Origin of the sequence: Jingyaoa shaoxingensis, assembly GCF_014385005.1 — a bacterium.
In the GTDB taxonomy this organism is placed as follows: Bacteria; Bacillota; Clostridia; order Lachnospirales; family Lachnospiraceae; genus Marvinbryantia; species Marvinbryantia shaoxingensis.
Window position 1 is genome coordinate 1 of the sequence record NZ_JACRSZ010000005.1, and the last position, 24,551, is coordinate 24,551.

General features: G+C 43.4%; 18 protein-coding genes and 1 riboswitch. Of the genes, 3 read left to right on the top strand and 15 right to left on the bottom strand.

What is annotated here, in order from left to right; translation table 11 throughout:
- Together H8716_RS06225 and H8716_RS06230 are read right to left on the bottom strand one after the other, a co-directional pair.
- The coding region (locus H8716_RS06225) for an InlB B-repeat-containing protein (protein ID WP_249307713.1) at positions 1 to 4,009 on the bottom strand (4,009 nt) is incomplete at its 3' end.
- Between the two features lie 348 nt (positions 4,010 to 4,357).
- Positions 4,358 to 5,593 carry a hypothetical protein gene (locus H8716_RS06230; protein ID WP_249307714.1) on the bottom strand — a complete coding sequence of 412 codons (1,236 nt, stop codon included), beginning with the start codon at positions 5,591 to 5,593 and terminating at the stop codon, positions 4,358 to 4,360.
- Between the two features lie 361 nt (positions 5,594 to 5,954).
- Between H8716_RS06230 and H8716_RS06235 the strand changes: the two genes are divergently transcribed.
- Positions 5,955 to 7,163, top strand: coding sequence for a glucose-1-phosphate adenylyltransferase (locus H8716_RS06235; RefSeq protein ID WP_249307715.1), 1,209 nt, complete (start codon positions 5,955 to 5,957; stop codon positions 7,161 to 7,163).
- Positions 7,157 to 8,299 carry a glucose-1-phosphate adenylyltransferase subunit GlgD gene (gene glgD, locus H8716_RS06240; protein ID WP_249307716.1) on the top strand — a complete coding sequence of 381 codons (1,143 nt, stop codon included), beginning with the start codon at positions 7,157 to 7,159 and terminating at the stop codon, positions 8,297 to 8,299. Before H8716_RS06235 ends, glgD begins: the two co-directional genes overlap by 7 nt.
- 56 nt (positions 8,300 to 8,355) lie before the next feature.
- On the opposite strand, the gene H8716_RS06245 is transcribed toward glgD, so the two are convergent.
- From H8716_RS06245 to rsmH, 12 genes are all read right to left on the bottom strand, one after another.
- Positions 8,356 to 9,300: a TIGR03943 family putative permease subunit gene (locus tag H8716_RS06245; RefSeq protein ID WP_249307717.1), complete on the bottom strand. Its 945-nt coding sequence runs from the start codon at positions 9,298 to 9,300 to the stop codon at positions 8,356 to 8,358.
- Between the two features lie 26 nt (positions 9,301 to 9,326).
- A complete protein-coding gene (locus H8716_RS06250; RefSeq protein WP_249307718.1) occupies positions 9,327 to 10,496 on the bottom strand; it encodes a CobW family GTP-binding protein in 1,170 nt (389 codons plus the stop codon).
- A 72-nt stretch (positions 10,497 to 10,568) separates the two neighbouring features.
- Entirely contained in the window at positions 10,569 to 11,681 is a 1,113-nt protein-coding gene (fliB, locus tag H8716_RS06255; RefSeq protein ID WP_249307719.1) for a flagellin lysine-N-methylase, read from the bottom strand.
- 86 nt (positions 11,682 to 11,767) lie between these two features.
- A complete protein-coding gene (locus H8716_RS06260) occupies positions 11,768 to 12,556 on the bottom strand; it encodes an HAD family hydrolase (protein ID WP_249307720.1) in 789 nt (262 codons plus the stop codon).
- Positions 12,549 to 13,439 (bottom strand): Cof-type HAD-IIB family hydrolase, encoded by an 891-nt coding sequence (locus H8716_RS06265; protein ID WP_249307721.1) that lies wholly within the window; start codon positions 13,437 to 13,439, stop codon positions 12,549 to 12,551. The genes H8716_RS06260 and H8716_RS06265 overlap by 8 nt, the downstream gene beginning before the upstream one ends.
- 4 nt (positions 13,440 to 13,443) lie before the next feature.
- A complete protein-coding gene (locus H8716_RS06270; protein WP_249307722.1) occupies positions 13,444 to 14,349 on the bottom strand; it encodes a LysR family transcriptional regulator in 906 nt (301 codons plus the stop codon).
- Positions 14,350 to 14,637: 288 nt separating this feature from the next.
- Entirely contained in the window at positions 14,638 to 15,786 is a 1,149-nt protein-coding gene (locus H8716_RS06275; protein ID WP_249307723.1) for a glycoside hydrolase family 3 protein, read from the bottom strand.
- A gap of 134 nt (positions 15,787 to 15,920) precedes the next feature.
- Positions 15,921 to 17,258 (bottom strand): C40 family peptidase, encoded by a 1,338-nt coding sequence (locus H8716_RS18130; RefSeq protein ID WP_249307724.1) that lies wholly within the window; start codon positions 17,256 to 17,258, stop codon positions 15,921 to 15,923.
- 393 nt (positions 17,259 to 17,651) lie between these two features.
- Positions 17,652 to 19,025, bottom strand: a complete 1,374-nt coding sequence (locus H8716_RS06285) for a S1C family serine protease (protein WP_249307725.1) — start codon at positions 19,023 to 19,025, stop codon at positions 17,652 to 17,654.
- A gap of 162 nt (positions 19,026 to 19,187) precedes the next feature.
- Positions 19,188 to 19,880: an LrgB family protein gene (locus H8716_RS06290; protein WP_249307726.1), complete on the bottom strand. Its 693-nt coding sequence runs from the start codon at positions 19,878 to 19,880 to the stop codon at positions 19,188 to 19,190.
- A complete protein-coding gene (locus H8716_RS06295; protein ID WP_249307727.1) occupies positions 19,873 to 20,247 on the bottom strand; it encodes a CidA/LrgA family protein in 375 nt (124 codons plus the stop codon). The genes H8716_RS06290 and H8716_RS06295 overlap by 8 nt, the downstream gene beginning before the upstream one ends.
- 18 nt (positions 20,248 to 20,265) lie before the next feature.
- The gene (gene rsmH / locus H8716_RS06300) at positions 20,266 to 21,315 is read right to left on the bottom strand and encodes a 16S rRNA (cytosine(1402)-N(4))-methyltransferase RsmH (RefSeq protein WP_249307728.1); all 1,050 of its coding nucleotides are present in this window, start codon (positions 21,313 to 21,315) and stop codon (positions 20,266 to 20,268) included.
- Positions 21,316 to 21,817: 502 nt separating this feature from the next.
- On the opposite strand from rsmH, the gene H8716_RS06305 reads away from it, so the two are divergent.
- Complete coding sequence (locus H8716_RS06305) at positions 21,818 to 23,164, top strand: MATE family efflux transporter (RefSeq protein WP_249307729.1); 1,347 nt, start codon at positions 21,818 to 21,820, stop codon at positions 23,162 to 23,164.
- A 96-nt stretch (positions 23,165 to 23,260) separates the two neighbouring features.
- Here H8716_RS06305 and H8716_RS06310 read toward each other — a convergent pair whose 3' ends face one another.
- A complete protein-coding gene (locus H8716_RS06310) occupies positions 23,261 to 24,289 on the bottom strand; it encodes a L,D-transpeptidase family protein (protein ID WP_249307730.1) in 1,029 nt (342 codons plus the stop codon).
- 141 nt (positions 24,290 to 24,430) lie between these two features.
- Positions 24,431 to 24,537, top strand: a riboswitch (Fluoride riboswitch).
- The last annotated feature ends 14 nt before the right edge of the window (positions 24,538 to 24,551 follow it).

Below are 24,551 nucleotides of genomic sequence, written 5' to 3' on the forward strand. Positions count from 1 at the left end.
CAGATGCAGGCGTAATCTTATAGGTTCTGGTGACGCTTCCACTGTAGCTGCCTTCTCCCGTAATCGTTACGGTGATGGTCTTTACGTCTACAAAGTTGTCTGTGTCATAGCTTACCTTATAGTCGGTTCCTTCTGTCAGCGTATTTCCCTCTTTGTCTGTGACAGTCGGTGTCCATTTATGCTCCTGGGCATCATACTCATGATCTCTCGGATCATCTACGGTTACTCCCCTGTAAGACGGGTCATCCGGCACGATACTCTGGGCTGTAATAGTAATATATCCGTCTGTGACAGCAAATGTAACATTAAAATTAGTGTTTACATTTGTAAAGCTGTCTTTGCTCAATCCCATATACGTAGTTCCAACATCTGTTCTGCTTGCAATCGCATTTTCCTGTGTCGGACCATTTACCATATCGGTTACACTATATAATGCATTATCAGATAAAATACTGTAACCGTTTACAGACTGAGCTGAACCATTATAAACTCGGTTGTCGTTATTACCTATAACAAAGACTGTTACTTCTATTGGTGTGATTTTCAATGTAACTGTTTTTTCAAGCTGTCTGTAACCTGCTTTTCTGGCAATCACAGTTACATTTTTTTCTCCGACACTACTGATTGCCACACTAGTCACATCTGTGTATTCTGTACCATCTACTTCATAAGTAACTGTATAGCCATCTACACCTTCAACGCTTACATTACTTACTGTATGTGACTGTCCATCATATGTCCATGTTCCGCCAACAGCACTTAACTTAGCCCACTGAGCTGTAAGTGTATTACCTGGTGTTGTTTTTGTATCCACATGAAGGACTTCACCTGCATCTGCTACAGCCGGTTTTCCATCTGAATTCGTATAACTCCAGCCTGCAAATGTATATCCATCCGGTGCTGTAAATTCAAGTTCTTCTGGTGTTTTGGTCACTATTTCAGCATTATTTGCTGCATCGAATGACTGTGATGTTCCTTTTCCGATACCAGGCTGATAGAAAACTGTTGTTTTTTCTTCTTTTCCCCACTGTGCAGTAAATGTCACATCGCCTTTCATAAGATATACATCACCCGGATAATATACCCTATTATCTGTATCAGACAGCCATCCCTGGAAATAGGAATCAGCATCCGGAGCTGTAAGACTTGCTGCGCTCTTCACTTCAGCCTGTGCGTCTTCTGTATATTCAAACTCATCCTTCACAGTTCCGGTACCTGTTCCTGCCTCATAGCTTACCTTGAATGTCTCATCAGAAGTCCAATATGGTACAAGTGCAATGTCGCCACGAATTTCCGTATCAGGATTGTATAAAGATGTTCTCTGACCATTTTCATAGAGATACCATCCGCGGAATGTATGACCATCCGGAGTTGTTACAGACAACTCATCACTTGATAATTTACTTCCGAGAACCTTCTCGTAAACATTCGGCTCATCAGATGCATCTATTGTACTATATACCGTTATGTTAAATGTCGGTGCAACCCATTTAGCATAGACTGTGACATTTTTTGCAGGCATAATTCTTCCTGTAAATGTATACTGATTTCCTTCACCTTCCGGGTTATCATACCATCCTGCAAAAACATAACTTTCTTTTCCTGCGGGTGGCGTTAACTCTTTACTACAGGAAACACCGGTAAGAGACTGTTCAAAATATTTGCTTATTTGATCCGCTTTTGTTCCTTCATTGATAAAAATAATATCATACTGATTACGATTGTAATAAAATTTTGTTCCATCCCAGGATGTTCCATTTCTAGGACTCAGACTTGTATTACATGTGTAACCTTCTATATTATACCTGTCTTCATCTGTAACTGTATAACCTGATCCATATGATTTGTCTGTGTGATGTAATTTATACTGTTTTCCGTTCTTTGTAATCGTTCCTGTCTCACCAGGCAGTACCTCTACATAATAACCAGCAGATGATGTTTTTGCACTATTACTTACTTCATAAAATTTTGCTCCTCCTGCCGGCATTGTGAACAAATGTGTCTGGTATGTGCTTCCACCATAAGATGTACGCCAGTTATATCCAGGCCATTCGCTCTCAATATTAGCACCATACTTTGCAGTAATCCGAAGAGATGTATTTTCATTCCATCGATCATACATAAATTTTACATCGTATGTATTTCGATTAATATATACATTCACCACAGTAGATCCATCGCCTGCAATTGTCTGTTGCTTAATGCTCTGAAGAGTAAATCCTGCCGGAACCTTTCCATTCCATCCGGATACATTTGTCTCTTCTCCTGTTTTACCTCTTCCAGTTACTGCAGCAGCATAACTGTACTGTTCCATATCCCTTTTATCTGCAGAGAGATATGAATTCTCATAATTGGCATTTTCCATCCAGTACATAACAAGGTAATTGGTATCTTTTGCTTCCCATACTGCATAAAGCGTAATATTCTCTGTCAGTTTTTCTCCAAATCTATATTCGGATCCATTTTCTGTTAAAGACCAATATTTAAAAGTATATCCTGGTTTAGCAGGAATATTCGGTGCTGTTGTATTCTCTGTTGGCAGTATAAATACCGGTACCGTATAACTTCCACCATTACTCTGGTAGGTAATATAATATCCATTTTCAACCTTTGGATATAATACAACATCTTCATCTCTTAAAGTAACTGTTTCAACTTTTTTTGTTAACCCTTCGTCTTCATACCATCCTGTGATACCCTGAGTTCCGGAAACCGGAAAAGTCACATCTGATGTTGAAATCACATCCCCGGTTTTACCCTCTTTTGTACATATTACGATGCCAGAACTATTTTTAAAGAATACATAATACGCATCTTCATATTCTGCTACAACTTTAACGGTTCCTGTTTCACTAACAGAAACTGGTGTTGAGAAAGCAACCTGTGTTGATGTTCCTTCAATAAACCATCCTGTAAAGTATTGTCCGTCATGTTCCGGTGCAGCAGGTTCTACCAGACTTTCCCCATTTTTCACACTCTGACTGCTAATCAGATTTGTGCCATCATAAAATTCATAAGTTGCAATTGCAGGTGTGTTTTCACCGGTAATTACATAAATCGAGAAGTGGTCTGTTTCAAAGCTTGCACTATTTCCATTTGCAATATCTGCGATCTTATTAGCGGACGCGCCGTCTACGTGATAAACAGCATTTTCTTCGCCATCTACTCCTGCATTTCTGATAGATACCTTTACGTTGTCATCCGGCTGAATTACCGCACCATCCGGCCCGATAATGGTAATATCGTATGCTTTATAATTGTTCAGTTCTTTTCCTTCTGCTTCAATCGTATTTTCCAGAATAGTTTCAATTGCTCTTGACTCAATTACAATAGCGTTTACAGAAGATCCTTCTGGAAGAGCACCTTCCGGAGCATTCACTGTAATTCTCGCTCCATCTGCTGCCGTTATAGTAAGTTTCTGAGCAGGTTTACTTATTTCTGATTCTTCTGATAATTTCGTCTCACTCTCTGTTTCGCTCTCAGACTCGCTTTCACTTTCTGTCTCGGTTTCTATGGATGTTTCAGTCTGTGCTTCTGTTTCTACTTCTACCGTTGTGATATCAACGGTTGTATTATCTGTCTGGATACCTTCGATTATGTAAGATCCATTTTCTGTAGTACGTGCATTGATACTCTTATCGACCAGAACGCTTTCGATCTGGTAGCCGTTCTCCACTGCCACGTCGAAAACGATCTTTCCATCTTTTGCATAGGCTGTGGATTCTACGGTTGTGCCGTCTACTACCACATGGGCATGCCCGTTGATGGAAAACGTGACCACATTCTTTCGTATCTCCGTACCATCCTCATCTGTCTCAGATGCTTCTGTCTCTTGCACCTCTGTCTCAACGGTAGTTTCACTCTCTTCCACCGTTGTCTGACTCTTATCACTATTCTTATAACCACCTACAATGGTAGCTGCCAGAACATTCATAGATGAACTTGTAAAGATCATTGCGAACGCAAGTAATAAAGCCAGATATCTTCTTACTTTTTCCCTTTCTCTCATCTTCCCGCGCCTTCCTTTCTATGATTTTCTACTACTTAATGATAATATTTCCCTTATTCAAGAATGCCTCGGCATTCTTGCTGCGAGATGCGCGTCATGCAATGCATGACATACTTCTTCTGCGCATCTCTGCGATCCTGCCGGAAGCTATATCAGATGGGGGATTGACTCCCACCACTGATACTGATTTGTTGCTCACCACCTACAGAAGTGGGAGCCATTTCACATCTGATATATATATATATTGTATCAGCTGTCTTATTTCGTCATCTATTTCGCGTTTCCCGATATGAAAAAAGAAATCAACCTCTGCTGATTTCTTTTTTCACTTTATACAATTTCTCATCCTTAGATTCTCTTTGCAGCACCGTCTTTTACTCTTACTGCTGACGCATCGTTCTTAAAGGAAACATTCGCATTAATATGACTGTCCTTTACATCCACTTCTGCGCCATTTTTCTCAAATACAATTTCGTAAAAACTGTAGCTTCCGTCTTCATCAGAACCAAGGCTATTCATAGTTGCCGCTTTTGCTGCTTCATACTTTTCACTTCCGGTTTCCAGTTTTCTGGCTACCATCTTTACATCTTTTTCCAGTTTTGCATCCTTGGAAACTTTCACTTCAATCACAACTTCATCATTCTCAAAACGGAAGGAAGTCTGATATTCTTTTTCTGTTTCCTTTTCTTTCTTCTCCGTTTCTGTCTCTTTTTCCGTAACAGCTTCTGTTGCTTTCTCCGTTGATGCTTCGGTTGATGCCTCCGTTACTGCCTCTGTCGGTGCTTCTGTTGGTGCCTCCGTTACTGCTTCGGTCGGTGCTTCCGTTACTGCCTCTGTCACTTGGCTTTCCGCTTCTGCCTTCGCTGCTGCTTCCGCTGCCTGCCTCTCCGCTTCCGCCTTTGCTGCTGCTTCTGCTGCCTGCCTTTCTGCTTCTGCCTTTGCTGCTGCTTCCGCTGCCTGCCTTTCCGCTTCTGCTTTCGCTGCTGCTTCCGCTGCCTGCCTCTCCGCTTCTGCTTTCGCTGCTGCTTCCGCTGCCTGCCTCTCCGCTTCTGCCTTCGCTGCTGCTTCCGCTGCCTGCCTTTCCGCTTCTGCTTTCGCTGCTGCTTCCGCTGCCTGCCTCTCCGCTTCTGCTTTCGCTGCTGCTTCCGCTGCCTGCCTCTCCGCTTCTGCCTTCGCTGCTGCTTCCGCTGCCTGCCTTTCCGCTTCTGCTTTCGCTGCTGCTTCCGCTGCCTGCCTCTCCGCTTCTGCTTTCGCTGCTGCTTCCGCTGCCTGCCTCTCCGCTTCTGCCTTCGCTGCTGCTTCCGCTGCCTGCCTCTCCGCTTCTGCCTTCGCTGCTGCTTCCGCTGCCTGCCTTTCCGCTTCTGCCTTTGCTGCTGCTTCCGCTGCCTGTCTTTCAGCCTCCGCTCTCGCTGCTGCTTCTGCCTCTTCCCTGGCTTTTGCCTCCGCCTCTGCTTTCGCCTTTGCTTCTGCTGCCGCCTGTGCCTCAATTTGTGTATCTTCTTCTGCATATACTGCATAACCAGGGACTGTCATCATTGCCGCCATAAGAACCGCCATTATTTTTTTCATCACTTTGTTTCTCATAGACCACACCTCCGAATGATTCTGAATTTATATTTTCTCTTTTCGAGTATCTCTTTCGTTTTATGGACTCATTATAACAGGTTAGCTATTTCGTCATCTCTTTCGTCCTGTTTTCGAATTCATTTTATGCACTTTTTCTAACATTCAGAATCGTATTTTGTAACCATCCTGGTCTTTCTCTGTCCAAATCAGCCTCAGCACATGGTTTCTCTTGGTCTGCAGGAAACTTGTCGACATATTTTCCATTGATTTTACATAATATGGCAAATTTTTTACTAAAAATATACAAAAAAAATATTTCTTTTTGTGAAATATGTGGTACAATTATTGTATCCATGATATTTTAGGGGGATTATGAAAAATGGCAAAAGAGATTATTGCAATGCTTCTTGCCGGTGGACAGGGCTCCAGATTATATGCTCTGACCCAGAATCTGGCAAAACCTGCAGTTCCTTTTGGCGGTAAATATCGTATCATCGATTTCCCGCTTTCGAACTGTGTAAATTCTGGTATTGATACAGTTGGTGTTCTGACTCAGTATCAGCCACTCGTTCTGAATGAATATATTGGCAACGGACAGCCATGGGATCTTGACCGTGTTCACGGTGGTGTTCATGTACTGCCTCCTTATCAGCAGGCCGCTGGTTCTGACTGGTACAAGGGTACTGCAAATGCAATTTATCAGAATATTTCTTTCATCGAACGTTACAATCCAAAATACGTCATCATCCTGTCAGGTGATCAGATCTGCAAGCAGGACTACAGTGATTTCCTTAGATTCCATAAGGAAAAGAACGCTGAATTCTCTGTTGCGGTTATGGAAGTTCCGTGGGATGAGGCATCCCGTTTTGGTCTGATGGTTGCCGATGAAGATGACAAGATCACAGAATTCCAGGAGAAGCCGGCTCATCCAAAATCTAATCTGGCTTCCATGGGTATCTATATTTTTAACTGGGATATCCTGAAAAAGTACCTGGAAGAAGATGAAGCAGATCCACAGTCTGAAAATGACTTTGGTAACAATATCATCCCGAATCTGCTTCGTGATGAGTGCCGTATGTACGCATATCATTTCAGTGGATATTGGAAAGATGTAGGAACCATTTCTTCCCTGTGGGAAGCCAATATGGAAGTTTTGGATCCGGAACACAGCGGTATCAATCTTTTCGACGATAACTGGAAGATCTACAGCCGCAACAGCGGTATGACCGGTCACAAGATTTCTGCAGGTGCTGTAGTTGAGAATTCTATGATTACAGATGGATGCCGTATTCAGGGTACCGTAAAGCATTCCGTACTTTATTCCGGTGTAAAAGTAGAAGACGGAGCTGTGGTAGAAGACGCTGTGGTTATGGGTGGATGTGTCATTAAGTCAGGCGCTGTTGTCCGCCACTGTATCATTGCTGAAAATGCTGTTATCGGTGAGAATGCCATCGTTGGCGCAATACCTACTGAGACAGAAAAAGGTGTTGCTACGATCGGTCCTGGCGTATCTGTCGGTGAAGGTGCCAAAGTAGGACCGAATGCAATGGTAAGAGAAAATGTAAAAGGTGGTGAAGAAGTATGTTAGCATCCAGCACAAGTGCACTTGGTATTATTTTTCCAAACAGTTATGACGCTCTGGTTCCGGAATTATCCAATGTACGTCTGATGGCTTCCATCCCTTTTGCAAGCCGTTACCGTATGATTGACTTCATTCTCTCCAGCATGGTCAACTGTGGAATCAGCAACGTAACCGTATTAGTACGTAACAATTACTCCTCACTGATGGATCATCTTGGTTCCGGACGTGAATGGGATCTGACCAGAAAAAATGGTGGTCTCCATATTATTCCTCCATATGCAGAGAAGCAGAACAAGCTGTTTACCGGCCATGTAGAAGCTCTTGCAAATGTACTGGAATTCCTCAGACATCAGAATGAGAAATATGTATTTCTTTCCGATGCCAATATTGCAGTAAACTTTGATTTCAATGCCATGCTGAAGGCTCACATTGAAAATGACGCTGATGTAACTGCTGCTTATATTGCAGAAGAACTTCCTTCAAGTGCATTAAAGCATACCGCCAATGACAGAGGTCTGTATTATACATTCGCTCTGACCGGTACCAGAATCAGCAAAATCTATATTAATCCGCGTGATACAGGTATTCAGAATTTCTCCATGAATATCTACTGTATAGAACGTAAGAAACTCATCGATATGATCAATACCGCATTTGTACGTGGTCAGGTATACTTTGAGCGTGATGTTCTGGCTCCGAATCTGGAGTCTCTGAATGTGCAGGGATTCAAGTATGAAGGATATGCTGCCCGTATCAGTGATATGAGATCTTACTTTGATGAGAATATGAAGCTTCTGGATGATGAGAATCTGGATGCACTCTTTGACCCGAACCCGATCTACACCAAGATCCGTGACGATAACCCGACCAGATATATTCCTGGTTCTGAAGTATCTAACGTCATGGTTGCTGATGGTTGTGTCATTGAAGGCCATGTAGAAAACAGTATTTTGTTCCGTGGTGTGAAAGTAGCCAAGGGAGCGATTGTCAGAAACTGTATTCTGATGCAGGATACCGTGATTGAAGAAGGGGCGATTGTAGATTACACCATTACTGATAAAAAAGTTGTTATCAGTGCCGGTAAGGAAATGAAAGGTGCTGATACCTTCCCATTGTACATAGCAAAGGGACATCGAGTATAAGTCTGATAAAGTTTTGGGGTTGTCCATCATGAACAACCCCATTTTTATGATTCTTTTTAATTGAAATAAACCAGATCGTCTTCCGGTTCTTCTGCAGGTTCATAACTGATTCCATACAGCACCGGTCCTTCTTCACCATAATCCTTCTGATATTCATAATGAATCTTCGCAGTGAGATAAATCCACTGACGGGTCTTTAATTCACTCACAAAATCAGCCTTACACAGATATCCAATAAAACGGATATCATCTGCACAACAGGTCATGGCATTTCTGCCCGGAACAATCATACCCTCCGGCATTCTTCTGGACTTCATGACTTTTGCCAGAAAACGAACTGTTTTGCCCTCGTATCGTTCCGGATTATCCGATGCATCCAGGAACCACAGGCCATAGTCCATATCTTCAATATTAATCACATCTGCATCAAAATCAAATGGAGGTACTTCTGCCCCTGGGTCAATCGGTTCTCCGTCATAAGCCTCGAAGTATACCATTGCCCGTGGATTCAGGCTGCGTACCGTTCTGCGGTAGGAATGAAGATCCATGCTCTCTGTACAACGGTTGAAAATAACCATCTCTGTGTACTGGAACATGTTGCTAAACAGGCTTCTCATATTATTCAGATAAACCGGGAAAGTACTTCCGTCCACCAGAGTAATAACCTGAGCAAGCACCAGACGGTCCATCTGCCCCCACTCAAACACCCATTTATAATCCCACATGCCGTTCATTTCGATAAAAATTTTCTTCGGTGTGTACTGGCGGATACAGTATTTGAGGAAATCTGTATTCATCTTTTCTTCCTCATTCACGGTAATCATAGTAATATTGTTACCGCACAGATCCTCATTATTGTACTCCACTTCACCCTCTTCGCAGACAATCAGAAGACATCTCTGTCCCTCTGTAAAATCTTCGTCTGTCACAATATCCTGAAGAAAACTGGTCTTGCCGCTCTCCAGGAATCCCGTAATCATATATACTGGAATTTTCTGCATGATTTCCTCTCTTCTCGTATCTGTTGTTATTTCAGAAGAAACAGTTCTTCTAACTTATCTTCTTTTAACTTGGATCCGATAACACACAGTCTGCCTGTGTAATCTGCTGCACCGGTACGGATCTCATATTCACCAGGTACCAGATCGAAATGCATCCATGTTCCGTCCGTGCAAGGAAGCATGCCTTTTGCTCTCAGTACCATTCCCAGATCTTCAGACTCATCCAGAGTCTTCAGAATATGTTCCAGTTCCTCTTTGCTGTATTTACGCGGAGTCTCTTTTCCCCATGAAGTAAAGACTTCATCTGCATGATGATGGTGATGGTCGTGATCATGGTGATGTCCACAACTGCATACGCCATTCTCGTCGTAGTGATGCTCATGCTCGTGGTCATGATGATGTTCGTGTCCCTCATGGTCGTGTCCACAGCCGCATTCGCCATCGTGGTGATGCTCATGGTCATGATGGTGTTCGTGTCCCTCATGGTCGTGTCCACAGCCACATTCGTCATCATGATGATGTTCGTGATCATGTCCACATCCACACTCACCGTCATGATGATGGTGTTCATGTTCTTCCATCAGCTCTTTTGCCAGAGAATGGGTTCCTTCGATAGCATCCAGAATCTGCTGTCCTGTCAGATCATCCCATGGTGTGGTAATAATCACTGCATTTGGATTCTTTTCACGAACCAGCGCAGCAGCTTCCATCTGCTTTTCCTCTGTCAGGTTCTGGGTTCTGCTTAAAATGATGGCTCCGGCATTCTCTACCTGGTTGTTGTAGAACTCACCGAATGTCCTCATATACATCTTGATCTTGGATGCATTGGCTACAGTAATCAGACTGTTTACTTCCAGATGTGCAGCATCTGCAGCATCCTCAACAGCTTTTCTTACATCAGATAATTTACCTACTCCGGATGGCTCAATGATGATACGGTCCGGATGATATTTTTCTGTTACTTCCTTCAGTGCCTTGCCAAAGTCTCCTACCAGAGAACAGCAGATGCAGCCGGAATTCATCTCTGTAATATTGATACCTGCTTCCTTCAGAAATCCACCGTCAATGCCGATTTCTCCAAATTCATTCTCAATCAGCACTACCTGCTGGTTCGCATATACTTCCTTCAGCAGTTTCTTGATCAGTGTTGTCTTTCCTGCTCCCAAAAATCCTGAAATAATGTCTACTTTTGTCATATTCATTCCTTCTTTCTATTCAAACACTATCTGATTGTGCCGCTTTCTCACTAACAACCAATTATAAGTGAATCACTCATTTCTGTCAACTTCTGCCCGTGCCGCAAGAATTCCGAGAAGACGGGGAAAAGACGTTTCTTCCCTTGTATTCATCTGCACTTCCATCTGATTCAGATTCGGATCTGAATGTTCCAGTTCTCTGGAATAACGATATGCCAGTTCCACCCGCTCTTCAAAGGAAAGTATTTCACCCTTCTGCGCTTCTTCTGCCCGGCATAGTTCTTCCCAGATCAGCGTACTGACAATTGCCATCTTCGCCTTCGCCAGAGCATCCCCGTCATACACCGCACCGCAAAAATAAGTATACAGATAATATACCACCATCTGTTCTTTATCATTCTCAGGAATGTTTCCCGGATGCAAGGACTGTGCACATTGCTTCCAGACAGCAACATCCTTTTTCCAATGTTCATCCAGTACCTCCCACTCATCCAGGAGACATAACAGTTCTTCTGCATGTACCCGTCCTTTTTCTGCACAAAGCTTTCTGATCAGCGCCATCTCTCCCTTTTCATAACGGGTGAGAATCGTCTCGATTTCAAAAATCTGTCCAGAACGAATTCTGCTCTGCACATCATGTGCCAGCGCCAGCACCTCTGCCATTCTCAGATGAACCGGGTATTTTCTGTTCTGCAGCATGTTCAGCATCACTTCCCTGGTATCCTGCAGTGCTGAATATAAAAAGAAATCAAAACCTGCCTCTTCTTCCTGTCTGTCATCTTCCGCGGTCCGCATGGTCACCGGTTCCTGTTTTTCCAGAATTATCTTCGCCACAGCTGGACAGGACATGGACAGCGTAATCTCCCGTTCATTTTCAAATTCCTCAATATGGCGCGGATACTTCCGGCAGGTGGCACACATCATCTCCGGTCCCGCCTCAATATGCATGTCACATAAGTTTTCTTCATTTAGAAATGCGCACCGTTTCTTCTCATACTGTAAAAAAGTCTCTTCTTTCCAGTTCACGGAATTACGGATACGATTGCCAAAGCGCCCCTTCACTTTATGATATCTTGCCAGTGATTTTGGATCAATCACAATCTGCCATCCTGCACAGCATGTGGCAGGACAGAACCCTGCCAGACACTGGAACTTCTTATAATAGTCCGGTACCGTGTATCTCATTCTTTCACCCCATATCTTCTGTCCATAGACTTTCACATATCATTGCATCCAATATTGTCATGGATCTGCCGGTTTAACCCTGATACTTACAACAATGTTTTCAGAATTTTCAGCACACTGTTCTTATTGGTATCTGGCAATATGTACTTACATACTGCCTTTACTTCCTCTCTCGCTTCAGATACCGCATAACTTTCCCCGGCATTTTTCAGCATACCAATATCATTGTTATTATCTCCAAATGCCATCGTTTCTTCTGCTGTCACATGCAGGTGTTCCTGCAATTCTTTCAATGCATTGCCTTTCTCGGATCCTGGAGCAGTAAAATCCACCCAGTGATCTCCTGCCGCTGTTACCATTGCTTTTCCTTCAAAAAGCGTTTTCGCCGGAACCGCTTCTTTTGCTGCATCCTTATCTTTTAAAAAAGCAGAAATTTTCACGAGACAATCTGCCTTTTCCATCACGTCACCGATCTGGTCAATATGGATACGATAGCCTTCCCTCAGCCATTCCAGCATCTCTTTGTCCTGGCAGTCGGTATAATCCCCATCCGGAGAAGTTACCAGATAGAATGTATTCTCCAGGCTTCTTACATAAGCAAGGATCTCTTCTATAGTTTTCCCGTCAAATACCCTGCATGCCAGCACTTCATCCCGGTATGTGACGTATCCACCATTATTCGTAATAAAATACATCTCCTGTTCCACCGGTGCAAATACCGTCTTTACACTATTCGCCTGTCTGCCGCTGGCTGCTGCAAACACAATTCCTTTTTCTTTTAATTTCAAAATAACATCATACAATTCCGGATTCAGATCCGCAGTTCCTTCCGGTAACAGCGTACCATCCACATCTGATGCGATTAATTTAATCATCTTCTCCTCCAACTACTTTCAGCTGTTCTAATGCCTGCCTATTATAAGCTTCCTCACCACAGACCATACGAATTGCCTGGGCGCATCCCTGATGGTTATTATCTGCCACTTCCAGATCACAGACTGCCTTCACATGTGCATTGGCATTCCCCATGGCAACTGCCATTCCGGCAGCTTTCATTGCTTCTATATCATTGTCTGCATCTCCGACCATAACAACCTGCTCCATACCAAGTCCCAGCCTGGCACACAGGCTTTTCAGTCCGGATGCCTTACTGACACCCAATGGGGAACATTCCAGAGAACTGGTCTCGGAATCTACCAGTTCAGCCTGTATTTTTTGTTGTTCCAGCCATTTCCTCGTCTCCAGACGCTCATCCGGGCTGGTATGGTACAGATTAATCTTTTCCACCGGTCCTTCTTCCTTCAGCAATCTCTCCAGCACATTTTCTTCCATAGGATTGCAGGTCTTCTCATACATCTTCTGATACTGCCCCATCTGATATCTGTCCATATGAAGCATATGTTCTTTCTTCACACAGCAGATGCCATCACTGAATACACAGGTCATAAGATCTTTGCGTTTTCCCGCCGCCATCATAATCTCTGCTATTTCCCGGCTTACTTCCTCCCGGTGAAGTGTCTCTCCCTTTTGCAAATCCAACACCAGTGCGCCGCTTTCACCACACAGATAATGCATATCCGGGAAATCCTTTAAAATATCCCGCATTTCAGAAAAGCTTCTGCCTGTACAGAATACAACCTCCACACCTGCTGCCAGTGCCTCATGGATTGCTGATCGTGTTTCTTCATCTATCTCTTTCTTATCATTTAAAACTGTTCCGTCCATATCCAGGGCAATCAGCTGATATTTCCTGCTCATATTTCTACTCGCCTGTCTCCTTTTCTTTCTCCACTGTTTCATCCACACATTCTACAAAACGCTGCGCCAGCCCGGACAGCATTCTGTTCTTGTCCCAAACCAGAAAATAATCTGCCTGATGTCCCGGATTGACAATATTCTTCGTCACCACCTGCGTATGTGTCATACCAAAATCCATGGTTGCCGGAAAAATTGCAATTCCAACCTTGGCCTTTACCAGTGCAAATGCATTCATATAATTACTGATTCTGCACAGGATCTTTGGTTCCTTTTCCACTTTGGTAAACCATCCCACAATCTCCTTTGATCTTGACTTTCTGGATGGAATAATCAGCGGTTCCTCTGCCAGATCCGTCAATGTAACAAAGTCCCCCGGCTGCTTTGCAAGAGGATGATCATGTGGAATCAATGCAGCCCATGGCTCTGACCCCACAGGAATTCCATCCCACCGTTCTGTATCATAAGGTGCTGCAATGACTGCCAGATCACAGAGTCCCTTGGACAGACGGCTAATCACATCGTCACTGCTTCCATTCCACAGATTGTACTGTACTTCCGGATATTTGCAGGAAAATTCTGCCACCCACTGGGATATCAGCCGGGGTGCACTTCCTTCTACAGTTCCCACATACAACGTTCCTGTCACTCCCTGACCGAAGCTGCGGATCTCGTCTTCTGTTTTCTCCACCAGCGTCAGTATCTGGTCGCCCCTGTGAAGCAGGAGCTGCCCCACTTCGGTAAGCTGCAGCTTTTTCTTTTTCCGGTCAAACAGCTCCACTCCCAGTTCCTCTTCTAACTGATGGATCTGCCGGGACAGTGGTGGCTGCGCAATATGCAGATTCTCTGCCGCTCTGGTAATGTTCAGTTCTCTTGCCACTTCCATAAAATACCGTATTGCTCGAATATCCATTGCTTCTGCCTCTTTCTTCTCCAGTACATTCTGCCAGTATTCTCAAATATTTCTTCAAGAATGCCTCGGCATTCTTGCTGCGAGATGCGCGTCATGCAAAGCATGACATATTTCTTTTGCGCATCTCTGCAATCCTGCCGGAGGCTATATCAGATGGGGGATTGACTCCCACCACTGATACTAATTTGCTCCTCGCCACCTAAAGAGGTGGGAGTCATCTCACATCTGATATATCTGTTCAGTATCTTCACAGATACGATGCCAGTATACAATACTTTCCAGTCCGTGTCATCTGCTCTTTTTACAGTTCAGAATCCGCGATACCGATTCACTGATCTGTTCTTCACTGATATGTCCGTCTCTGACTGCCTGCAGTACTGCTTCATATGCTTCCTGAAAATCCTCCGGCATCAATATCATATCCGCACCTGCTTCCAGTGCCCGCACAGCCGCCTCTCCACAGGAATAGTGTGCTGTGACTGCCCCCATATCCATGGCGTCAGTAATAATAATTCCGTCAAATCCCATTTCGTTTCGTAATATATCTGTGACCAGTTCTTTCGACAGACTTGCCGGTATCTCTTCTGATATGATATTCGGGCAACAGATATGTCCCACCATGACAAATTCGCTCTGTTCTTCTATGCCTGCTTCAAAAGGCTTCCATTCTCCTTTTTCCAGTTCTTCTTTTGTACTATAGTTATAGGCAAATTCACTGTGACTGTCTTCCGCTGTATTCCCGTGTCCCGGGAAATGCTTCACCGCAGTACGAATCTGACTGTCATGAAAACCTCTGACTGCCCCTGCCACCATTTTTGCCACTTTTTCCGGATCCGTACCAAAAGACCGGTCACCAATCACCTGATTTTCAGCATTGCTCCACACATCTGCCACCGGTGCAAAGTCTGTATCAATTCCCAGTTCCGTCAGATAGGCTCCGATCTCTTTTCCCGCCTGATATGCTTCCTTTGGATTCCCGGATGCTCCAACTTCATACATGGATGAAAAATGTGGCGTATCCATAATCCCGGCATTAGCAATTCGTGCCACTCTGCCTCCCTCTTCATCCACTCCGATAAAGACAGGTATGTCCAGCAGTTCACTGCTAAGCAACTGATACCCTGCCGTCATTTCCTTTACCTGGTTCTCTGACAGAATATTATTTTCCATAAGAATAATGCCGCCAACCGGGCAGTTTTCAAAAGCTCCTTTCGTGACTTCTCCTGCCGCTGTGGTTCCATCTACACCGGATAGCTGATCCGGAGTTACAAAAAACAGCTGTGCCACACGCTGTTCCAGTGTCAGATCTTTCGTTTCTGCTGCCACGACAGACCTCCCCGCTAACAGACAGATTCCTGCTATCATCAAAGTTACAGTGGTTTTATGCTCTTTTCGCATCTGTTTTTTCTGTTTATCAGTCTCTTTCCAGTTTTTCATAGTTTCCTCTGCACCAGTATCCCTGAATTTTCTCCTTTACAGTATAACAAAAACAGCCCCGAAAATGAAATCTTTTCAGGACTGTCTGTTTATTCGTATGTCTGTTGCCTGTTCTATAACTTACTAAATATGTTTTACCAGTATCTTGCTGCGCATACCGGTGAATCGTAATTATAACTGGAAATGATAATTCCCTGTGACTCTGTAGCTGCATGTACGATCTGGCCTCCGCCAATGTACAGTGCCACATGACTGATTCCGCTTCCATCGGAATAGAATAACAGGTCACCCGGCTGAATATCACTAACGGATACGGATGTTCCTCCATAAGCCTGATCTGCTGCTGTTCTTGCAATATAGATACCAAAGTTCGCCATAACAGACTGGGTAAATCCGGAACAGTCTGTTCCGTTTGTCAGACTTGTACCACCATAAACATATGGATTACCCACGAACTGAACTGCATAGTTGGCAATCTCCTGTCCAACTGAACTGTCTGATGCCGGTGCTTCTGTCTCTGGTGCCTCTGTCTCTGGTGCTTCTGTTTCCGGTGCTTCTGTCTCTGGTGCTTCTGTTTCCGGTGCTTCTGTCTCTGGTGCTTCTGTTTCCGGTGCTTCTGTCTCTGGTGCTTCTGTCTCCGGTGCCTCTGTATATGGTGCTTCTGTTTCCGGTGCTTCTGTATATGGGGCTTCTGTCTCCGGTACTTCTGTATATGGGGCTTCTGTTGACGGTGTCTCATCTACATACGCTGTATCTGTTGACGGTGTCTCATCTACATACGCTGTATCCGTTGACGGTGTCTCATCTGTATATGTAGCATCCGCTGAAGCTGTGTCCTCTGCATAAGAAACATCTTCACTGTCAGAAATGTCTGTGTTTTCACTCACTTCCTTATAAGAAGCTTCTTCTGCCGCCTGTCTGTCTGCTTCTTCTTCCAGTGTAACTGCTGTCGGATAATAGGTCTTATATTCGCAGTAATCCGGGTGAATGAATCCATATACATCATTTCCCAGTGCTACTGTTGCCCATTCTCCGCTGGTGTCAACAACTTCCAGTTCCTCGGACTCGCTTGCCACATCAATTACGGTTGATTCCTCAGACGGAGTAGCTCTGACATTCAGTGCCTTTGCATTGACTACTGCTACATTATACGCAACTTTATCAGCAATCTCTTTTGCCTGTTCTCCTGTTGCAAAATACTCCGACTTCACATATCCGATAGCATTACCGGACTTAATCTTATACCATCCATCTTCATCTGTCTCTTCTACGGTTGCGGATCCATCATTATACAGCTTGGCCACTACCTCGCTGTTCTCATCAGCTTCTGAACGAATATTAATGTAACTTTCACACTGTGCAAAAATAAGCTCCCCTGTTTCTGCATCAGCTGCATTTACTACTCCTGCAAGATTCATAGTCAGACCTGCTGCAAGGATACATGATGTGATCCAAAGTTTTTTATAATGCATATTGTCCCTCCTTCTTTCATGCATGTATCACAATTACTTTTGTAATTATGTTGTAACTCTTCAGAACCTTTTGTGAAAGTACTGAACAGATACATCATGTTTTATATTTTAATGAACAAATGTGAACAGGTTATGTTATGTTCCTTAAAGATTTTTTGTGGATTCTTAATATTTTGTTAAGATTTGCATGATTTTTATCCAAAAAATAGAACATCGTATTTGTAAAGATACTGAACCGATACGAAAAAACCCTGTTTTGAGTCTGAATGTGAACAGCAAGATCCCCGGCTCTGTACTCCAGGACCGGGGATCTTCCATATCATATTTAAAAAAGGGAGGGTATTAAAAATTTGAAAAAAATGTGTTGCTTTCTTACTTTTTATCATCAGAATCTTAGAAGAAATATCCAAATCCTGTTGCTTTTCTACCAGGCTGTGTCTCGCTCTGATCCGGGCTCTGCATCCAGTCACCGTCATCAGACTGTCCATCCTGATATTCTTCTGTACTCTCTTCATCCTGAGATGAACTATCTGTAGTATCCTTTGCCTGCAGTGTAACAGTAACTACCTGTTCCTGATATCCGTTATCACCGGATCTCTTAATGGTTACATCTACAGACTCACCGGCTTCATAATACTGGATTCTGTCAAGAAGTTCCGACATGGAACTGATCGTTGTCTTATCCAGCTTGGTGATGATATCACCCTGTTTGATACCGGCTTCTGCTGCTGCACTGCCGTCAGTTACTTCATATACATAAGCACCTGCCGGAATGTTGTACATCTGTCTTGCTTCTTCAGATACGTTTGTAACACGAACGCCAAGGGCACCTGCTTTATCTGCATCTGCTTTCGTTCTGGTGGTCTGATTCATCAGATCTTCAATAACCGATTTTGCTGTATTGATCGGGATAGCATATCCCATACCTTCTACACCTGTGCTGGATGCCTTTGCGGAGTTGATACCGATCAGACGACCGTTCTCATCCAGAAGAGCTCCACCACTGTTACCAAAGTTAATGGCTGCATCCGTCTGAATCATATTCTGTGTGATCTCACCATTATCTGTAGAAAGAATAACTTCTCGATCCAGAGCACTGATAATACCAAATGTTACGGACTGTCCGTATCCAAGTGCATTGCCGATGGCAATTGACCAGTCACCTACATTTACTTCATCAGAATCACCGATCTCGATAACTTTGATCTGATCCATGACATCCTGTGGAATATCATCCAGTTTCACTGCAACGACTGCCAGATCAAGAGAAGAATCAGTACCTTTCACCTGCGCGGTTACCATCTTATCTTCGTCGTTCTCTGTATCTGCACTAAAGAGAACGGTAAGCTGATCTGCATTCTGTACTACATGATTATTGGTTGCAATCAGAAGTTCTGTATCACTCTTACCAACGATGATACCTGAGCCTGTGCTCTCGCTGTCCTGTTCATATTCCTGACCCCAGAACTGGATGGTCTCTTTACTCTGATTTGTAATAGCTACAATAGATGGCATTGCATTCTGTGCGATCTCTTTTACATTCGGAAGATAACTTCCATCGGAAGATGTATCTGTTGCTTCTGAATCAGAGGCATCTGCGCCAAGTGTAATACCGCTTGTATCGGCCTCTGACTCAGTCTCTGTAGATTCTTCAGCCTGTACACCGGCCATTCTTTCATTGTATGTGTTCACGCCAATTGCTGTACCAGCTGTTCCTGTTATGGTAATCACTGCAAGAGCAATACCTAATTTTTTTGCTTTATTCATAATCCATACCTCCTTAAGGTTTATGTCTTTATTTCAAGAAGATCGATGATCTGATTTCTTATCTCTCTTCCTTGTTTCTGAAACTAATATTAATGGAAATATGTGTTTAATTTGTGAAAACAATGCAAACAAACCGTGTACTTTTTTGGGTGCTTCTGTGATTTAGTATAACCCTGCGTATACCGCTGCCAGTACAACAGTAATAATTCCTGACACAGCTATGGACAGACTGCTCATAGCTCCTTCTATCTCTCCCATTTCCATCGCTTTAGCGGTTCCTATGGCATGAGATGCTGACCCGATTCCAATACCCTTGGCGATAGGATCCGTAATGTGGAACAACTTGCAGACATATTCTGCAATGATGTTACCGAGAATTACGGTGATGATAATAACTGCAACTGTAATGGTTACAAATCCTCCCAGTTCTTCTGATACCCCCATTCCAATTGCCGTAGTGATAGACTTCGGAAGCAGCGTCACATACTGGTCATGGGAAAAATGGAAAATCATTGCCAGTACCAATACACAGGTCACACTAGTCAACGCACCGGACAGGATTCCGGCAAGAATAGCAACTACATTCTTCTTTAGCAGTTCTACCTGCTGGTAAAGTGGTACCGCAAGACAGACTGTTGCCGGTGTCAGCAGATAGCTTAAATATTTTGCTCCATTATAGTAGGTATCATAATCAATATTGCATGCCAGTAATACAGCAATCACTGCTATGATAGAAAACAGCAGTGGATTAATCAATGAGATTTTTGTCTTCTTTCGCAGCCATCCGCCCAGTTCATATGTAACGCAGCTGACTAATACTCCAAAAAACAGGGATTCCAGCATTACATCATTCATCTTTTGTCTCCCCTTTCTTCCGTGCAGAGTGTTTCAATACCAGCTCTGTCACTTTTCCTGATACACCCATAACCAGCACTGTAGATACTACTGTAATCACAGTCACTTCCACCAGCATGCTGCTTAAGTCCCCCCAGGATTCTATCAGTCCCACACCAGCCGGAATAAACATCAGTGGCATGATCTCTATTAGAAAGATTGCAGTATCTTTGACTGCATCCAGTTTCAGCACACCTGTCTCCAGCAAAATGAATAAAATCACCAGTCCGTAAATACTTGCCGGAACCGGAAGGGGAATCGCATATTTCAATAATTCTCCCACAAAGGAAACCAGCAGAATAATCATAAATTGTCTGAGATACTTCATATTATAACTTCCTTTCCATCAGGCTTTGACTGCCCATCGCATCTTCGTAGATCTTGCACGCCCATTGGCTCGACATTCTTCTGCCGACGGCCGGATCACTTCTCTGGCAATATCCTGAAAAATACCTTCTTTATAGTAAGCATTGAATGCTTTCTTCACCAGACGGTCTTCTCCTGAGTGGAAGGTCAGGATCGCAATTCTTCCTCCCGGCGCCATAATATCCGGCAGCTTCTCCAGGAATGTTTCCAGTACCTCAAATTCACTGTTTACATCAATGCGCAGTGCCTGGAAGGTTCTCTGACAGGTCTTTTTGAGAATATCTTTCTTTTCTTTATTTTCCGGCAGAAAAGCCAGCGCACGTTCAATCACCTGCCGAAGATCCGTTGTAGTCTCGATTTTCTGTCCTTTTCGAAACGTTTTTGTCACTTCAGCAGCAATCTTATCCGCATATGGTTCATCAGAATTCTCTATCAGCATACCTTCCAGTTCATCTCTCGTCACTTCCCGCAGACGCTGCGCAGCAGATACTCCCTTCTCCGGATTCAGGCGCAGATCCAGCGGTCCGTCCAGTTTATAGGAAAATCCTCTTTCCGGATTATCGATCTGCATGGAAGATACCCCCAGATCTGCCATACAGAAGTCAAACGGTCCATACTCTGCCCCGATTCGGTCAATATTGGCAAAATTTTCCTGAATAGATGTGAAAATATCCGGTCCGTACCCCGCTTCTTCCAGCCTCTTTGTTGTCTTCACGATCTCAATGGGATCCACGTCCAGGGCATACAGATGTCCCTGTCCTTTCAGGCATTCCATCATCTTACGACTGTGTCCACCGTACCCAAGCGTGGCATCCAGCCCTTTCTGTCCCGGCTGAATCTGAAGGAAATCCAGAATCTCCTTCACACAAATGGAGATGTGCATACCCGCCGGTGTGCTTCCCTTGCTGATCACCTTCGCCACCGTATCCGCATACTTCTCCGGGTTCAGCTCCTTATATTTTTCCTCAAATTTACGAGGATGTGTACCTTTATACCGCACACGCCTCTTATGTGGCTGCTCGTTTTCCATATTCTTACCTCCTGCCAATGGGGACGGTGTTTTCCGGCTTTTTTCCTGTCCCCATTGGCTAAATTCTCTTTTTAATTGGTCTTACCAAAACACCTATCCTTTAGAGTAACACTATGCGCCCAAAATATCCATGCCAAATTTCAGGTTTTTTCGTATCTTTTTCTGTACATTACTTCAAAAGGCAATTATTTTTCTCTTGACAGCAAATATTTTCTATGCTACTTTGTAATTCCAAAACTTATGTGAATTTTTCTAAACGGCAACGTTTATTTTTCGTCACATCACCTCTGGTGATGTGGCGTTTTTTTTTGCTTATTCAGAGCCATGCAGATTTATGCAAAGCAGACTGTTCAAGTTCACTTGATAAAGACTGCTTTCATAAATCTATATGGCGAGAAACCATAAATGAGCAAAAAGGAAGCCTCGCAGAGGCGATTTTGCGAATTGGCTCTGAATAAGCAATCACATAAAGCCTCAATATTTTACAGAAAAAGGAGAATTTATGAATCAGACTTTTATGAAAGAAAAAAAGATTTTACCGCTGGTTTTATCCATGTCTCTTCCGATGGTCTTATCCATGCTGGTAAATTCACTTTATAACATTATTGACAGTTTCTTTGTTGCTAAAATCAGTGAAAATGCCATGACTGCTCTTTCCCTGGTTTATCCGTTGCAGATTCTGATCAATGCCGTAGCCGTCGGCCTTGGTATTGGGTTGAACACCACTGCATCCTTTTATCTGGGCGCACAGGAGCATGAGAAAGCCAATGACTCTGCCTCTGTTGGCATGATTCTGAGTATCATCCACGGACTGATCCTGACACTGGTATGCATCCTGATTGTTCCACACTTTTTACGACTGTTTACGCAGGATGAAGCAGTAATTTCCTATGCGCTGACTTATTCTTATATTGTATTTGGATTTACCACTCCGATCACCGTCGGCATTGCCTTTGAAAAGGTCTTTCAGGCTGAAGGACAAATGATGATTACCATGACCACTATGCTCTGTGGATGTATTACTAATATTATCCTGGATCCAATCTTTATCTTCGGTATCGGACCGGTACCCAAAATGGGAATTGCCGGAGCTGCCTGGGCAACGGGCATCGGGCAGATCGTTCCTATGGTACTTTATTTCATCATTTATCTGAAAAAGCCACTGCCCATTCGCTTGTATATACGAAAAGGTATGTTTGATCCACGGCTTTGCCGCCAGATCTATGGAGTCGGTATTCCGGCCGCACTGAATATGGCTCTGCCATCTCTGATGATTACTGCACTGAATGGCATCCTTGCCTCTTTTTCTTCGGTATATGTTCTGGTTCTGGGAATCTATTATAAACTGCAGACATTCATCTACCTTACCGCCAACGGTATCGTTCAGGGTATCCGCCCGATTACCGGATACAATTATGGTGCCGGAGAATATAAACGAGTAAGAAGTGTATTCAAAACGGCACTTGCGCTGACTGCAGGTGTCATGCTTACAGGTACTATGATCTGTATGGTTTGCGCTTCATGCCTTATGGGATTGTTTACTTCCAATCTGGAAACCATCTCTGCCGGATGTACTGCCTTGCGAATCATCAGCCTTGGATTTATCGTTTCCTCTGTTTCTGTTACCGCAAGCGGCCTTCTGGAAGGTCTGGGACAGGGAACTCTATCACTGATTATTTCTTTTATGAGATACCTTCTGATCATTGTTCCTATGGCTTTCCTGTTAAGCCACCTGATTGGTGCTACAGGCGTCTGGCACGCCTTCTGGATTGCCGAATCCGTATCCGCTTTCACAGCCGGGGCTATTTATAAGAAAAAAATTGTACATGAATTATTAAAAAAGAATTGAACATAAGAAATGGTATATTAGATCTGCAAGCGGATCTAATATACCATTTTTTTAATTCATAATAATAGAATGTTCGCGGAACGCGCAGTCTGTTGTTTAGAATACTACGACTCTTGTTCCAACAGGGCAGTTATTATACAGATAAACCAGATCAGATCTCTCCATTCTGATACATCCATGGGAAACTGCCTGACCCATACGGTTGTCTACCTTCGGATGGAATGCACATCCGTTTGGATTGCTTGTAGTTCCTGTTCCCGACGAAAAGTGAAGCACATATCCGTTATAGGTATCTGACCATTCCTTTTTCAGGATGCTTCGAATACCACTTGCGGTTCTGTTCTGCCATCTTCCAACACAGCAAGGGAACGTCTTTTTCAGCTTCCACTTTCCTGCGCTTCCCTTATATACATATACTTTACAGGTACGTTCAGATACCCAGATCAGCCAGTTTGTATTACTTGTATAGCCTTTACTGTTCACAAATTCCTGTTTTACTGTCTTAGTATAATCATTTTTTCCATTTACATCCAGGCCAGTATACTTCAGGTACTTACGTTTAATACTGATCTTATCACCATTCTTCAGATAACCATTTACCGCTGTACCACTCTTGGCTGTCACTGCCAGTTTTGTTCCTTTTTTCAAAGTAACTTTTTTAGACAATGTTATGTTCCATACGGTTACCTTTTTCTTGGTCTTTACCGTATAATATGGGCGACGGATACTAAGTACTGATTCTGACAGTTTCTTTGCCTTTACACTGATCTTGTTGGACGCTTTGCTGAGATATTTTTTACCATTCTGCTTTTTATAAGCTTTTAACAGATACTTGTAGGTCTTTCCAGCCTGCAGATTTCTGATTGTGCAGGTGTATTTTGTTTTACCAAGGGTCTTAATCTTCTTGTACTTACGTGATGCGGTATCATACTGATACAGTTCATATCCAGATACGCTTGTATTCTTCGACCATCTCAGATTCACAGACCGGTCTCCCAGTGATACTACCCGGAAATACTTTGGGGGATCTACTTTTGAACTGGCGGATACCGGAACTGCCATGGCCAAAACCAGCAGCATACTGAATACTACAATTCCAAAACTACGCTTAATTCCTCTCTTCATAATTACCTCCATTCAATTGTCTGTTTATTATAACACACAATTATGGAAAAACTATGAGTTTTTTTATAAGATTTCTTAGAATTTTCTTAGGATTCCCCATTTCATTTGTATTGACATTTGAAAAAACTTCTTTTAGAATAATAATCTATGGGGAATGAGGTTCTCCCCTGGGCAACCTAAACTGCTTCTACTTGAATGTAAGATAAAATTGCATTTCGATAAGTTAAGCTGATGACTTCTACGATTACGCAATCGCAGAATC